We start from the raw sequence: 13,677 nt of genomic DNA on the forward strand, positions 1-13,677 counted from the left end.
GACAAAACGCGCAACGCAAAACGCAGGGTAAAAGGCCCGCGACACAAAAAGCCCTGCCACAAAACGGCAGGGCTGAACAACTCTAGATTGTAGTCACCTCGCCCTGACCGGACACCAACGTTATGCGACCCAAATCGCGTGACGCTTGCTTGATGGTGGTGATTTGATCAAGCGGTGCCAGCACCAGCGCCGTGGACAGGCTGTCCGCCAATGTCGCTGTCGTCGCTTCAACCGAGACCGTTGACCATTGCGGTTGGGCGGCAGGGTGCAGGATATGATCTGCACGGCCAAGGGACATCGCACCTGGGCTTGAAGTGGCGATCGCCGTATCCGTTACCGTACGTGTGCCCAGATGTCCCCATGTCGGATCGCCGAGCCCTAGACGCCATGGGCCGCCGATGGCTCGGTATTCCCCGATGTTCACCAGCACGTTCTGCAGTCCGTGTGCCTTCAGTGTCTGGGTGATTTCATCTGTGGCAAAGCCCTGGGCGATGCCGTTGAACGTCAGAGCCTGACCGGTGCCGAGTGTGATCTTTTGAGCGTCGAACCGCACCTTGTGCCAGCCGACGGCCCTTTGCGCCACGTCAATGTCTTCACCCGCAGCGATGGCATGCCAGAGGGTTTGCACGGTTGGGTCGAAAAGCCCATCGGTCACTGTGAAGGCGTGATCTGCAGCCTGCATCAACGCCACAAAGCGGGAATCCGGGCTGTGCAACGCGCCCGTGGTATTCAGCTGTGACAGGGCAGAGGCGGGATCGTGGAGGCTGAAGAGTTTCTCGATCTCGGCAATCTGCGCACGCGCCTTCCGCAGTGCCACTATGGTTTGCGCTTTGGAACCGCGCAGGGTAATTGACACATCCGCGCCAAAAGCACGCCCTTGCCAAGTATGGGCTTGCGCAAACCCCGGTGCGCAGGCGAACCCCGCAGAAATGGTCAGAAAGCGACGTCTGCTCAGGATCATTCGGCGGCCACCTTTTGCAGGCTGCGGCCTTTGCCCGCGAGCACGAGTGGTACGCATTGACGTTCGTCGTCGTGGATGGTGACGCAGTCGAGGCATTGGAAACATTCGGAATACTGGATCTCGCCGGTCTTCTTGATGGCGCCGTAGCTGCATTTGACGCGGCAAAGCTGGCAGGGTGTGCCGCATTCGGTGCGTCGGGCAATCCAGTCGCGACCCCGGATCAGCCCACCAATGGCCATCACCGCGCCGAGCGGGCAGAGATACCGACAGAACCCTTTGAACAGCACCATGGACAGGAACAGCAGGCCAACGGCGTAGGCGACGTAGTACCATTCGCGGATGAAAAAGGTCGTGACGGCGGTCTTAAAGGGTTCAACCTCAATGGCTTTGTCCAGCCGGGCAGGGGCTGTGAACAGGAGCACGACGAGACCCGCGAGCACGACGTATTTCAGGAGTTTCAGACGGTCATCCCAGAGGGCATTCGGTTCGATCTGCGGCAGGCGGAGCAGACGCCCCAGATGGGCGGTGAACTCCTGCATTGCGCCGAACGGGCAGAGCCAGCCGCAAAAGAGACCGCGCCCCCAAAGGACAAAACCGATGATCGTGACGGCCCAGAGCACCAGCGAGAAAGGGTCGTAGAGCAGGAAGGCATAGCTGCCGCCTTCAAATGTCGTTCGAAGCACGGCAAGCGGTGTGGCAATGGAGAGCTGCCCCTGACCCCACCAGCCGATGAAGCCGGTCATGAAGGCCAGAATGGCGAGGCGGATCGGGGTGAACTGCGGGTGCGCCGCCAGCCTGTTGAGCGAGAGGCCCAACAGCAGCAGCAGGCCGGTCAGGAAAACCCCCAGCACGATCAGGTCAGTGGCGCGGTTGCGCAGGGCATCCACCCAGGGCGGGGCCGGTTTGACCACCTCTTGACGGGCAAAGAACCGTTCGGGGGCCTGATAGGGGACCTCGAACGTCACCGACCCGATTTCCGGTTGAAAGACGCCGTGTTCACGCAAGGCCTTGATCTGCAGCTGCCATTCGGCCGTTGGGTCAAAGCCCAACCGCCGGTCCGTGCGAAGGATCAGGGCGGTGCCGTCGCGGATGTCTTCGGGCACGGTGTCCTGCATCTCCACGTAGATATCGGCGTCGCGAAAGGCGATTGGGAACCCACCCTGTTCCGCGCTGATCAGGTCGGGGGCTGTGTTGCGCACGAAGTCATCCGTGATCAGGCCGTGCCGTGCTGTTTCCACGACCAGAACGGGCTCGTCCATTGTGGAGATCGACATGAACTGTTCCAACTCGGCGAGGCTGTCGTCGGACAGAACCGCGCGGGCAATGGAATGCGGCCCGATGTCGATCACCCAAAGGTCCAGATAGGTCTCGTCGGGGTAATCGGTGGCCTCTGGGTCGTCGTCTTCCCACAGGGTACCTGCGAAGGCCGCGTCCACCTCGGCATTGCTGACAATCCGGCGCACGGCGATGCCTTGCGTTACCAGATCGTCCCATGTGAGGTCTTCGGTGTACTCCTGGTCCGGATAGGCGGGTGGGCCGGTGGCAATACCGCCCATCTTTTCGCGGGCCACCTGCAGGGTGGCGGCCAGTACGCTTTCATGAGCGATGCGGACGCTGGCCGTCGCTTTGGTCACCCCGTCCAGATAGACCAGTGCCGATCCATCGCCGCCCGATCCGTAAGGTGTGCCAACCACAAGGCTGTCGGTGATCGAATGCCCGCGATATTGCTCGAAGAACTTGTGAAACGGCGCCTGTCCAAGGCCGGAGACAAAGATCGGTTCGTTATGCGACAGGAGTTTCACATCCAGGAATCGACCGTCCAGATCAAGCACCACCAGCAGATTGATCGGCGCGCCCGAAAACCCCGGTAACGGTGCCATCGGTTCCGTTTCAAACACGTAGCCGACTTCCGCGCCCCCCGAGTTCAGAAGCTGCCAGACACCGGTGTCGCTGATCTGCTCACCCAGCGACATGGGCGGAGCGATGCGGGGTTCCAGGGCCTCACGGGACAAAGGCTCGGCTGTTCCCTGCACGGTGGAGACCGCCCAGAAAATCAAGGCCGTTAACGCCCCTAGTGCGCGTACAGCTGCAGTCTCTCTCCCTGTCATGGGGATGATCCTAGGCTCGCGCAGGCACCTGTCCTATGGGACTAAGGTATGATCCTTCTCCCGATGTTTGGGTAAAGCACATAAGGGCGTGACCTCATCCAAAGGTCGCATTTTCCGATCAGACCTTTATATGTTAGCTATTGGAGACATTCAGAGGAGGAATGATATGGCTTGGAGCAAACCGAAGGCCCGGGAAATCAAGTGTGGCATGGAAATCAACATGTACGGCCCCGGCGAAGATGATGAGCGTGGCGGCGACCGCGACGTGATCTGAATCATCCGCTGATTCAACATTATGAAGATTGTTGTTCTTGGGGCAGCCGCCGGTGGTGGGCTGCCCCAATGGAATTGTGGGTGCCGGAATTGCGCGGATGCGCGGGCGGGCAAGCTGCCCGTGATGACGCAGTCGTCGATTGCGGTTTCGGCGGATGGCGAGACCTGGGCGGTCCTGAACGCCTCCCCGGATATCTCTGCACAGCTGCTGCGAACCCCGCAGCTGCATCCCAAATCGCTGCGGCATACGCCAATCGGGGCGGTCGTGCTGACCAATGGCGATATCGACCACATCGCCGGGCTCCTGACATTGCGCGAAAAGACCGCTTTTACGCTTTACGCCACATCGGCAGGCATGGAGATCACGTCGAGCAATTCTGTTTTCAACGTGCTGGATGCTGATCTCGTTGGGCGCGAGACCATCCATCTGGATACGCCTTTCGAACCGGTGCCAGGCCTGCGGATCACGCCCTTTGCGGTGCCGGGCAAGGTTGCTTTGTTCCTGGAAGACGAGGCCGCGTTGGATCTTGAAGCGGTGGGAGAGCAGACCGTGGGGCTGCTGCTGGAAACGGGAGGTCGGCGCGCGGCCTATGTGCCCGGCTGCGCGACGGTGCCGGATTGGTTGCTTGACCGGCTGGCGGGCGTGGATTTCCTGCTCTTTGACGGCACGGTCTGGGAAAACGATGATATGGCGCGCACCGGCACCGGGCAAAAAACTGGCGCACGCATGGGGCATATCGCGCTCAACGGTCCGGAGGGGTCGATTGCGCGGCTCGCCGGTCTGGAGGCGCGCAAGATGTTCGTGCACATCAACAACACCAACCCCATTCTGCAACCGGACAGCGCCGAACGGGCCGCTGTGACCGCCGCCGGATGGGAGATTGCCCATGACGGGATGGAGATATCGCTGTGACCCAAGCCCCTGATCGTGCCGCGTTTGAGGCGCGTCTGCGCCAGATTGGAGAGGAACGGTATCACGACAAGCACCCGTTCCATCACCTGCTGCATTCAGGGGGCTGCACGCCGGATCAGGTGCGCGCCTGGGTGATCAACCGTTATTATTACCAGTCCCGCATCCCGATGAAGGATGCGGCCTTTCTGTCCCGCGTGAGCGATCCCGCGTTGCGGCGTAGTTGGCGGCGGCGGATCGAAGACCATGACGGCACCGAAGCGGGCACAGGCGGCATTCACCGCTGGCTGAAGCTGGCCGAGGGTGTCGGGCTGGACCCCGACTATGTGTCCTCGGCGCAGGGCGTGCTGCCCGCCACGCGCTTTGCCGTCGATGCCTATGTCCGGTTCGTGCGGGACGAGCCGATGTTGCCTGCGGTGGCCTCCTCGCTCACCGAACTCTTTGCCCCGAAAATCCACAAGGATCGTATTGCGGGGCTGCTGGAACACTATGACTTCGCGAATGCCGAGACGATTTCCTATTTCCAGCACCGGTTGAACGAAGCCCCACGCGATGTGGCCTTTGGTTTGGGCTGGGTGCTGGATCATGCGGTCACGCAAAGGGATCAGGATGCCGCCGCAAATGCGCTCATCTTCAAGACCGAGGTGCTGTGGTCGCAGCTGGATGCGCTCCATTCTGCCTATGTCGACCCGGGTCGCATTCCGCCCGGGGCCTGGCAACCGGGCGAAGGTTTGTTGTGATGGGACCTGCGGATGTCCCCTCTCTGCCGCGCGGGGTGCGTCGACATTTCGACCAGGTGCGTGATACCCCGGTGCTGTTGGGCCCGGAGCGGGTGTTGATGCTGGACCAGATCGGTTGCGCGGTGCTGGATCATGTAGATGGGCAGGCGAGCATCGATCAGATTTCCGATACGCTAGCCGGGCTCTATGATGCGGAGAAATCCGAGATTATGGCGGATGTGATCGCCTATCTGGGCGACCTCGCGGACAAGCGCTTGCTGGACGTCAGGACATGACCAACGCGCCGCTCGCCATGCTTGCCGAGTTGACGCACCGCTGCCCACTGGCGTGCCCCTATTGCTCCAACCCGCAGGAATTGACGGCCAAGGATCGGGAGCTGTCCACCGACCAATGGGCGGATATTTTTGAACAAGCCGCAGGTCTTGGGGTGTTGCAACTGCACCTTTCGGGCGGGGAGCCGGCATCGCGCACGGATATTGTCGAACTTGTCGCTGCAGCACGGGATGCGGGGCTCTACACCAATCTGATCACCTCCGGGATCGGCCTGACGCCAAGACGTCTGCAGGCGCTGGAGGATGCAGGTCTCGACCATATCCAACTGTCGGTCCAGGGCGTGAATGCCCGGATCGCCGACCGGATCGGTGGCTACAAGGGCGGGTTCGACCGCAAGATGCATGTGGCGGATCACATCGCGCAAATGGGTTTTCCGCTGACTCTGAATGCGGTGATGCACAGGGAAAATCTCGACGATCTGGAGGCCACGATCGAGATGGCTGTCCGTCTGGGCGCGCGCCGGATCGAGGTGGCCTGCGTGCAGTTCCAGGGCTGGGCGCTGAGCAACCGGGCAGCGCTGCAGCCGAGCCGCGATCAGGTGGACGCGGCCAAGCGGATCGTGCGCGCCGCGGCGGAACGGCTGCGCGGCACGCTGGTCATCGATTTTGTGCCCCCCGATTATTATTCCGATTTCCCCAAGGCCTGCATGAACGGCTGGGGCTCGACCGGGGTCAATATCACGCCGGACGGAACTGTTCTGCCCTGCCATGCGGCGGAGACCATTCCGGGCCTCATCTTTGCGCGGGTGACGGAGCAGCCTCTGCGTGACATCTGGTATGATAGCCCGGCGTTCAATGCCTATCGCGGGACGGATTGGCTGCCGGACCTGTGCCAAAGCTGCGAACGACGCGATATTGATTTTGGCGGTTGCCGCTGTCAGGCGATGGCGGTTCTGGGCGATCCTTCGGCGACCGATCCGGTGTGCCGAAAGTCCCCGGGCCGCGCGGCGCTGGATGCGCTTTTGGTGCAGGAAGTGGGCACTGTCGATGTGCCCGATTTCATCTATCGTAGGCTCTGACGACCCTGCGAATGGTTCGCCTTCGCGTGTCTCAAAAGCAAGGTCCTTCTCCCTGTCGTAAACCTGAAATTCTTTTGAAAACAGCGCTTTGGGTTTGTCTCCGCACTTCCCGGTTGCATGGGATCACACAACTGCAGGGTGCGTCGCGATAAACGAAACCCTTGCCAGATCACACCTCCATGCGCTTTAATAGCTGTTAATATTTTAATTATTTTTATTTTTTCCGGTCATTTTTAGCTGGAGGACTATTGTGGGTAGCCCCCGAATTATTTACGTATTTGTCGCGGCTCTTTTTCTTTCTGCCTGCGCTGTACTGCCCAAAAATGAACTCGCCGCCTACGCGGACAGCGTATCGAACACCAAGGCGGCTGGTGACCTGATCCTCGACGAGGTGTCGGCGGTGTTGGTCACGGATGGCGGGCCAAAAGCCACCTCTTGCGAGCGCAATGCGCAGGGGTACCGCCCGTGTTTCCGGGTCGAATTTGCCTTGGGCGAGGAAGGGGTGCGTATTGATGAGCATCCCGATATTCAAGTTCGCCGTCTGGCATTGGCGGTTCTGGAAACCTATTCCGAAATCCTGCTCGATGTCTCCGCTGGCAGGCCTGCATCGGTGATTGCGCAGCGCGGCAAGGAGTTGGGCGCGGTGAACACGGCGGTGACAGCACTTTTTACCGGGACTGGCGTCGTTCTTGCCGAACTGCCCATTGCAGGCGTGACCAATATTGCTGAACGGCTTGTCACCGCCGCCACGCAGAATGCCGCATCCCGTTCAGTCCTGAAACTAGAGCCGGATATCCGGTCGCTGATCGGTCTCATGATCGACGATACGCCCGCGCTTTACGCCGTGTATGTTTCGCAATTTGTCGGTTCGGTGAGGCAGACATCGATTGCCTTGAACCGAGCCCGTCTGGACGGCAAGACCGAAGAGCAGGCACGCTTGCAGCGCAAGCTCGACGCGCTGCGCAGTCCCGAAGGCAACGCGGCCAAGGCGATCCTTTTTGAAAACGCCCTGACCGACTACGTGAAGCTACTCGACCGGTCCGACAAGACGCTGGTGTCGCTACGCCAAGCGATCACGTTGGAGACCGTCAATTCCGTTGAAAGAAGCACTGAATTTGTACGCAGGGCGACGGAGACCCGCATTTTGCTGGAGAGCGTCCTGACTGATTTGAAAGACCTCAGAGATAAAGATCGTTGATCGGAGCATGAGATGCCGGAATTCAGATACGATGAAGATCATTTCATAAAACTCGCGTCACAGGCGCAATCTCACGAAGAACTTGATTTGGTCGAAAAGCTGTGGACCGAGGCGGAAGAGGCCATGCGGCTGGCTGCGCTCAAGAACCTGCGCGACAATTCGGTGGCCATGCTGGACGTGATCGGGCGGATCATCGGCCATATCGAACATCTGACGCGCACGGTCGGGTTTTCGGCCTCGCCGGCGATTGGCGATATGCGCGCTGAAATGGGGCGGCTACACGCGGAGTTGCACGACGCCGGGCGAAGCGATCCAGCCGATGATCCCAGCGCGCCTGACCCTGGCAGTGACGCGGAGGCCATCGACGGGGCAACGACACCCGCATTGGCGCCCGGAGATATTTTGAATGATCAGGTACCAATCGATTCAAGCAACTACGCCGATCTTGCGGATGAATATGTGAGGTTTTTCAACGGGGCCGGTATTCGCCCAAGCCATGTGCCGAAGGTCAGGAAGATGGCGCAGACCGCCTATGACAATCGCGCCCGATACCAGACCATCGGGACACCGTTAGGCATCCCGTGGTGGTTCGTCGCAGGGCTACACCAGATGGAATCGACCTACAATTTCGAGGCCCATCTGCACAATGGTGATCCCTTGGGTGCACGGACTTCGCGTGTTCCGGGGGGTAAGCCGGAAATCGGCACGCCGCCTTTCACATTCGAGGAAAGTGCGACAGATGCATTGCGCCTGAAAGGGTTCGATCAGGAAGCTGACTGGTCCCTGCCGCGTGCGCTCTTTCGGTTCGAAAGATACAATGGGTTTGGCTACCGGTCGCGCAGCGTTCCGTCACCCTATCTGTGGGGGTTTTCCACCATCTACCGTCGCGGCAAGTTCATTGCCGATCACGTGTTTGATGCCAATGCAGTGACACAGCAATGCGGAGTCGGGGCCCTGTTGCGGCAACTGTCCAATGATGGTCGGATCAAGCTGGTGTCCAACCAGTTCGCCGATGTGGAAGCCGATGATCCGCTGGAGACAGGTGACGATATCAACCGGGATGCGGCTGCTGTGGCGGGTCATCCGTTCGAGGCCTTCTGGCAGGACTCGCTGTCAGATGTGCGTCATTTCAATTGGGACGAATTCCTGTTCAAGGGCGCTTCCAACGCGACACACCAGAACAACACCGACCCGCCTTCAGATCTTTATGGAAGCGTTGTGCCATTGGTGCGCGTCTTGGATGAGATACGGGACCGTATCGGTGGTCGCATCAGCCTCAACAGCGTCTATCGCAGCCCTGCCTATAATGGCTCGATCAACGGGGCCAGCAGCAGTCGGCACATGGCTTTTGACGCTGCGGATTTTCGGGTGATCGATGGCGGACATGGCAACTCCGGGGATTGGGCGGATGTTGCGCAGGAGCTGCGGCAGAACGGGTTTTTCGAAGGCGGCATCGGGATATACAACAGCTTTGTCCACGTGGATACCAGAGGCCATCGGGCAACCTGGGACGAGCGTGGCGCTTAAGCACGCGCGCCCCTTACCGCAATTCACGACAGTCAGCCGACCGGATAAATCAATCTTGGGGGAGAAATCGGGGAACCATGCGGAGCCTCAAGTGTTTGCTTGGGAGAGCGCTGGATGCGCGGCACGACGTCGTGCGCCAGACGCCACAAACAGGGAAACATCATGAACCGCATTATCTACATCGTTGGCCTCATCGTCGTCATTTTGGCTGTCTTGTCGTTCTTTGGCCTGAGATGATCCTGAACGACAGAGGGTCGCGGTTTCCCCACCTCCTGCCAGGAATTGTGGCTTTGTTCGTGATCGCCGAGCCTGTTGCGGCAGAAAAAGTCGGCAATGTCGATGTGGATTGGCTTGGCAATGATATCGTGATCGAGGCCTTTGCGGACCCGGAGGTCGAAGGTGTCACGTGTCATGTTGCGTATTTTGAGCGCGGCCTGATCGACCGTCTTCAGAAGGGCAATTGGTTCGAAGATCCGTCCAACTCTTCGATTGCGTGCCGCCAGACCGGTCCTATTGCAATTGGAGACATCGATCGGTCGGACGAGGGGGAGAGCATTTTTTCAGAACGGAGGTCGATCATCTGGAAGTCGTTGAGCGTAAAACGTATTTTTGATGACGAAAATCAAACGTTGATTTATGTTGCGCATGCGCGCGAGGTGCAGAATGGATCGGCCAAGATGTCAATCTCGACGGTGCCGCTATTCCAGAAATAGGGCGCTTCTGACGGCGATGTGTAAGGGCGTTGCTGATGCGTGGTCCGACCCAAAATACCAGGAACCGCAGGGGCCGGGGTCTACAGGTTTCTGCGGCGATTCAGTGGATCGATAGATGAACGAAGATATCAAAGCCCTGCGACGAAGTGCCAACACCCTCACGACGATTGCCATCTTCGTAGTTGCTTATTTTGCCCGCGATCTAATCCTGCCGATCATGCTGGGGTTTCTCTTTGCGCTGACACTCAGTCCCATCAACAGGTTCCTGCAGCGTAAAGGCCTGCCCGCGGGGCTCTCCGCGGCCTTTCTGATCCTCATGGCGACGGCGTCCATTGGTTCAGCCGCTTACTTTGCCGGTGGGACGGTTCGGTCATGGACCGATGACGCCCCCAACATCGCAAGAGAGCTCCAGCACAAACTGAGCGGCGTGCAGGAGGCCATTGAGGCGGTAAAGGATGCGTCATCTCAAGTGGAAGAGATGACAGCGGCGCCAGCGGATGGTCCGCAGGAGGTTGTCGTTCAACAGCCGGGTCTGCTGAATTCCGCTGTCACCGTGGTTGCCAGTAGCGCCACGTCTATCGGCGTTGCACTTATCCTTGCGCTGTTCCTGCTGGCCTCTGGTGATCTCTTTTATGTCAAGCTGGTGCAGGCCTTTCCAAAGCTCAGCGAGAAAAAAAAGGCTCTCTCAACCGTCTACGACATTGAAAGGCGGGTGTCCGGCTATCTGCTGACGATCACGGTGATCAATGCGGGGCTGGGTCTGGCCGTTTTCGCGGCGCTCTGGCTGGTGGGGCTTGAATACGCCTACATCTGGGGCATTGCCGCCTTCCTGCTCAACTATCTGCCAATTCTGGGTGGCGTCATTGGCACCGTGCTGGTGGCTGTCCATTCGGTGATCTTCTTCGACAGCCTGTCCTACGCGCTGCTGGCACCAATTGTGTACCAGGCTTTGACGTCGATAGAGGCGCAGTTCGTGACGCCTTACCTGATCGGTAAACGATTGGAGTTGAACATCGTGGCGGTCTTTCTGACCGTCGTTTTGTGGGCCTGGCTCTGGGGCGTCGCCGGGGCGTTGGTGGCCGTGCCGTTTTTGCTCGTGTTCAAGGTTGTCTGTGACAAGGTCGACCGCCTGAATGTCATAGGCAGTTTTCTGGGGGCTGCCGACAATACCAGAAGACAGTCGCCGTGAAGCACTTGACTTCGCCACTTGTGCAAACCGGTCGAGACAGGCTGGTGTGTCCTTCGGGTCCTGATCTCCGGCCGGGTCTGGCCCAGTGCGGTGCAGCTTCAGGGGATGGGGAAATGGGTCGGCAGAGGAAAGATGCAACATGAGAAAACGCGCGCTCCTGCTCAAACTGGCACAGGATATGCGTGCCAGCTACTGGTTTATCCCGGCAGCCCTCGTTCTCGCCGCGTTGGGCCTTGCACACGCAACAGAGTGGATCGACCGCCACACCGAGCTGTTGCCCTTTCGATTGCCGGACCCCTTTGTGAATACGCAGGTTGATGGCGCCCGCAGCACCCTGTCCACCATATCCACAGCTGTCATCGGTGTGACCGGTGTGATGTTTTCGATGACAATCGTTGCAGTGTCCTTCGCTGCAGGGAACTACGGCCCGCGTCTGATCGGCAACTTCATGCGGGACCGGGGCAATCAGATCAGCCTTGGTATTCTGATCGCAACCTTCGCTTATGCGCTCTCCATCCTGCGTGCGGTTCAGGACCCGTCCGAGGCGGCGGGCGTGGACGCTTTTGTCCCGCAGTATTCAATGCTGGTGGCCATGCTGGGCTGCATCATTGCCGTCTTCACCATGATCTATTTTGTGCACCACGTGCCGGAAACCATCAACGTCTCCAACATAACGGCCTCGCTGGGGCGGCGGCTGGAGACCGAGATCGTCAACATCATCGAAGCCGAAGCCGCATTGGAAGAGCGCCCTGAGATCAACTACCCGGACCGCCCGCCGGACCATCAGATCATGCTGGGATCAGCGGGCTATATCCAGACGCTAAATTATGACCTGATCGAAGACCTGATGCGCGAAAAAGATTTACAGATCAGGATCGAAAAACTGCCCGGTGATTTCGTGACCCCCTTTACACCCGCACTGACCGTTTGGACCGAAGGCGGTCTGTCGGATGAGCACTATACGGAGCTTTGTGAAGCCTACGCCCTAGGTGTCAGCCGTACAGAACATCAGAATGTGTTGTTTCTGGTGGATCAACTGGTGGAAATGCTGGCCCGCGCCTTGTCGCCGGGGGTGAACGACCCCTTTACGGCAATCAACTGTCTGAACTGGATGCACAACGCGCTGAAGACGGCAAAGCACCACGGGGACGGGTTGGGCAAAGACGGCGCGGGCAAGTACGTTTTGGGCCCGCGCCTCACGTATGACGATCTTTTCAAGCGCAGTTTTCTGGCCTCTCAGCCCTATTGCGAGACGGATCATTTGGCGCATGGGCACTACAAATTGAGGGTAAGCGACCTGAACAAAGGTCTTTAGGGCCAGTCTGGCGATGGGGCGTCATGCAGTCGCCCCCGCGCGTGCCGTTGTTACCATCCCGCCATTCCCAAAGACCAACTGAACTCGGGGTGGATACCGTGACACTGGACGCAAGCCTTGTGACAACCTCCAGGGCTGCGATGCCAGGAGGCGCGGGGAAACTACCGTTCCTTGTCTGCATGGGTACTGTCGGGATCAGGTCTCAACACGGTTTCGATCTCTTCCATCACATGGCTGGGAAGCGGGGGGTGTTGCAGCGCTCCGGTGATGCCTTGGATCTGCTCGGCAGTGCGCGCGCCTGGGATTGGGATATTCATCTCGCCTTTGGCCCAGAGCCAGCAGATCGCGCCTTGTATCAAACTGCGCCCATCTGTCGTCAGCAAATCGCGGATGGCCTCAAACGGTTCGAGGAATTCAGGGTTCGGACGCGCACCATCGAAATACTTCACCATCAGATTGTCCGTGCCGCGAATGTCATCCGACGGGATTTTTGAGGTCGCACCATACTTGCCGCTCAACAATCCCATTGCCAGCGGTGAGCGGATAAGGGCAGTCAAGCCATGGTTTCGCGCGACGTTCTGCATACGCGGGGCGTCCAGCAGGACATTCATCGCATGTTGAACGGCGGTGAAGTTGGGTCGCTGTGCGAAAGCAGTGGCGCTATCCGCGAAATCGGTGCTCCAGCCGTACGCCCTGATCTTGCCCGCATCGCAGGCTTTTTCCATTTCGTCGAAAACGACTTCGGCTTGGGCCACCGAAAGACCGTTTTGATGCAGCAGCATGAGGTCAATCCGGTCGCGGTCCAGCCGGGACAGGCATTGGTCAATGGCAGGCTGGATCGCCTCAGGTGTGGCGTCTTCAAATGTCAGCTGTTTGGTGGCTTCATCGATGGTGATACCAACCTTGGTGACCACCATGGCTTCGCGGTGGCCTTTTAATCCGCGTGCAAGCAGCCGCTCTGCGTGTCCTGCCCCATAGGCTGCGGCTGTATCAAAAAGCTGGATGCCACCATCAAGCGCTGCGTGAATCGCGCGCAGCGATTCCGCGTCATCGGAATTGGTGTACCCCAGCGGCTGATCGCCTGAGAACATCGGCCCACCGATGGGCCAGCAGCCCATGCCTAGCGGTGCAATTTTCTGATCGAGAAACATCATTTTGGAACTCCTTTGGCGGCTTCAAAAAGAGTTAGCCACAGGACAGGAAAAACACCTATGAAATGCTTTGGAATGATCCTTCCATTTTTGAAAGAAAGACGCGCAGAGTGGCCGTCACGGCCTCTCTTGGAAGAGCAGCGATGAATCCCATAAATTGCAGTCAGCCGATCCGTCCTCCCGGTAGCGACGATATCGCAGTCTGAGACACCAAGGCATGGGGCATCGATTTGTCCGACCC

13 protein-coding genes are annotated in these 13,677 nt (G+C 59.0%); 10 read left to right on the top strand and 3 right to left on the bottom strand.

Features of this window, described 5'->3' with window-relative positions; all coding sequences use genetic code 11:
* Positions 1–82: 82 nt before the first annotated feature.
* Complete coding sequence (locus tag Q1A52_RS11205) at positions 83–961, bottom strand: FAD:protein FMN transferase (RefSeq protein ID WP_300015008.1); 879 nt, start codon at positions 959–961, stop codon at positions 83–85.
* A complete protein-coding gene (locus tag Q1A52_RS11210; protein ID WP_300015011.1) occupies positions 958–3,069 on the bottom strand; it encodes a 4Fe-4S binding protein in 2,112 nt (703 codons plus the stop codon). The genes Q1A52_RS11205 and Q1A52_RS11210 overlap by 4 nt, the downstream gene beginning before the upstream one ends.
* Before the next feature lie 166 nt (positions 3,070–3,235).
* Here Q1A52_RS11210 and pqqA point away from each other — a divergent pair, with 166 nt between their 5' ends.
* From pqqA to Q1A52_RS11260, 10 genes are all read left to right on the top strand, one after another.
* Positions 3,236–3,343 carry a pyrroloquinoline quinone precursor peptide PqqA gene (gene pqqA / locus Q1A52_RS11215; RefSeq protein ID WP_299783579.1) on the top strand — a complete coding sequence of 36 codons (108 nt, stop codon included), beginning with the start codon at positions 3,236–3,238 and terminating at the stop codon, positions 3,341–3,343.
* A gap of 21 nt (positions 3,344–3,364) precedes the next feature.
* Positions 3,365–4,255 carry a pyrroloquinoline quinone biosynthesis protein PqqB gene (gene pqqB / locus Q1A52_RS11220; RefSeq protein ID WP_300015014.1) on the top strand — a complete coding sequence of 297 codons (891 nt, stop codon included), beginning with the start codon at positions 3,365–3,367 and terminating at the stop codon, positions 4,253–4,255.
* Positions 4,252–4,992 carry a pyrroloquinoline-quinone synthase PqqC gene (pqqC, locus tag Q1A52_RS11225; RefSeq protein WP_300015017.1) on the top strand — a complete coding sequence of 247 codons (741 nt, stop codon included), beginning with the start codon at positions 4,252–4,254 and terminating at the stop codon, positions 4,990–4,992. Before pqqB ends, pqqC begins: the two co-directional genes overlap by 4 nt.
* Positions 4,992–5,267 carry a pyrroloquinoline quinone biosynthesis peptide chaperone PqqD gene (pqqD, locus tag Q1A52_RS11230; protein WP_300015020.1) on the top strand — a complete coding sequence of 92 codons (276 nt, stop codon included), beginning with the start codon at positions 4,992–4,994 and terminating at the stop codon, positions 5,265–5,267. Before pqqC ends, pqqD begins: the two co-directional genes overlap by 1 nt.
* Entirely contained in the window at positions 5,264–6,343 is a 1,080-nt protein-coding gene (gene pqqE / locus Q1A52_RS11235) for a pyrroloquinoline quinone biosynthesis protein PqqE (protein ID WP_300015023.1), read from the top strand. Before pqqD ends, pqqE begins: the two co-directional genes overlap by 4 nt.
* A gap of 250 nt (positions 6,344–6,593) precedes the next feature.
* Positions 6,594–7,541, top strand: coding sequence for a hypothetical protein (locus Q1A52_RS11240; RefSeq protein WP_300015026.1), 948 nt, complete (start codon positions 6,594–6,596; stop codon positions 7,539–7,541).
* A gap of 12 nt (positions 7,542–7,553) precedes the next feature.
* On the top strand, positions 7,554–9,068 hold the full coding sequence (locus tag Q1A52_RS11245; RefSeq protein WP_300015029.1) for a D-Ala-D-Ala carboxypeptidase family metallohydrolase: 1,515 nt from the start codon (positions 7,554–7,556) through the stop codon (positions 9,066–9,068).
* Between the two features lie 272 nt (positions 9,069–9,340).
* On the top strand, positions 9,341–9,781 hold the full coding sequence (locus tag Q1A52_RS11250) for a CreA family protein (protein ID WP_300017274.1): 441 nt from the start codon (positions 9,341–9,343) through the stop codon (positions 9,779–9,781).
* A 115-nt stretch (positions 9,782–9,896) separates the two neighbouring features.
* A complete protein-coding gene (locus tag Q1A52_RS11255) occupies positions 9,897–10,970 on the top strand; it encodes an AI-2E family transporter (RefSeq protein ID WP_300015032.1) in 1,074 nt (357 codons plus the stop codon).
* 139 nt (positions 10,971–11,109) lie between these two features.
* Positions 11,110–12,285: a DUF2254 domain-containing protein gene (locus tag Q1A52_RS11260; protein ID WP_300015035.1), complete on the top strand. Its 1,176-nt coding sequence runs from the start codon at positions 11,110–11,112 to the stop codon at positions 12,283–12,285.
* A gap of 161 nt (positions 12,286–12,446) precedes the next feature.
* On the opposite strand, the gene Q1A52_RS11265 is transcribed toward Q1A52_RS11260, so the two are convergent.
* Positions 12,447–13,439, bottom strand: a complete 993-nt coding sequence (locus Q1A52_RS11265) for an aldo/keto reductase (RefSeq protein ID WP_300015038.1) — start codon at positions 13,437–13,439, stop codon at positions 12,447–12,449.
* Positions 13,440–13,677 lie beyond the last annotated feature (238 nt).

The sequence above is a fragment of the uncultured Roseobacter sp. genome (assembly GCF_947488185.1).
GTDB lineage: Bacteria > Pseudomonadota > Alphaproteobacteria > Rhodobacterales > Rhodobacteraceae > Roseobacter.

Excerpts from the sequence above, each read along its gene's own strand:
- pqqA (WP_299783579.1), top strand. The coding sequence starts at position 3,236 with ATGGCTTGGAGCAAACCGAAGGCCCGGGAAATCAAGTGTGGCATGGAA.
- pqqE (WP_300015023.1), top strand. The coding sequence starts at position 5,264 with ATGACCAACGCGCCGCTCGCCATGCTTGCCGAGTTGACGCACCGCTGC.
- Q1A52_RS11265 (WP_300015038.1), bottom strand. The coding sequence starts at position 13,439 with ATGATGTTTCTCGATCAGAAAATTGCACCGCTAGGCATGGGCTGCTGG.
- Q1A52_RS11205 (WP_300015008.1), bottom strand. The coding sequence starts at position 961 with ATGATCCTGAGCAGACGTCGCTTTCTGACCATTTCTGCGGGGTTCGCC.
- pqqD (WP_300015020.1), top strand. The coding sequence starts at position 4,992 with ATGGGACCTGCGGATGTCCCCTCTCTGCCGCGCGGGGTGCGTCGACAT.
- Q1A52_RS11245 (WP_300015029.1), top strand. The coding sequence starts at position 7,554 with ATGCCGGAATTCAGATACGATGAAGATCATTTCATAAAACTCGCGTCA.
- Q1A52_RS11210 (WP_300015011.1), bottom strand. The coding sequence starts at position 3,069 with ATGACAGGGAGAGAGACTGCAGCTGTACGCGCACTAGGGGCGTTAACG.
- Q1A52_RS11255 (WP_300015032.1), top strand. The coding sequence starts at position 9,897 with ATGAACGAAGATATCAAAGCCCTGCGACGAAGTGCCAACACCCTCACG.
- Q1A52_RS11260 (WP_300015035.1), top strand. The coding sequence starts at position 11,110 with ATGAGAAAACGCGCGCTCCTGCTCAAACTGGCACAGGATATGCGTGCC.
- pqqB (WP_300015014.1), top strand. The coding sequence starts at position 3,365 with ATGAAGATTGTTGTTCTTGGGGCAGCCGCCGGTGGTGGGCTGCCCCAA.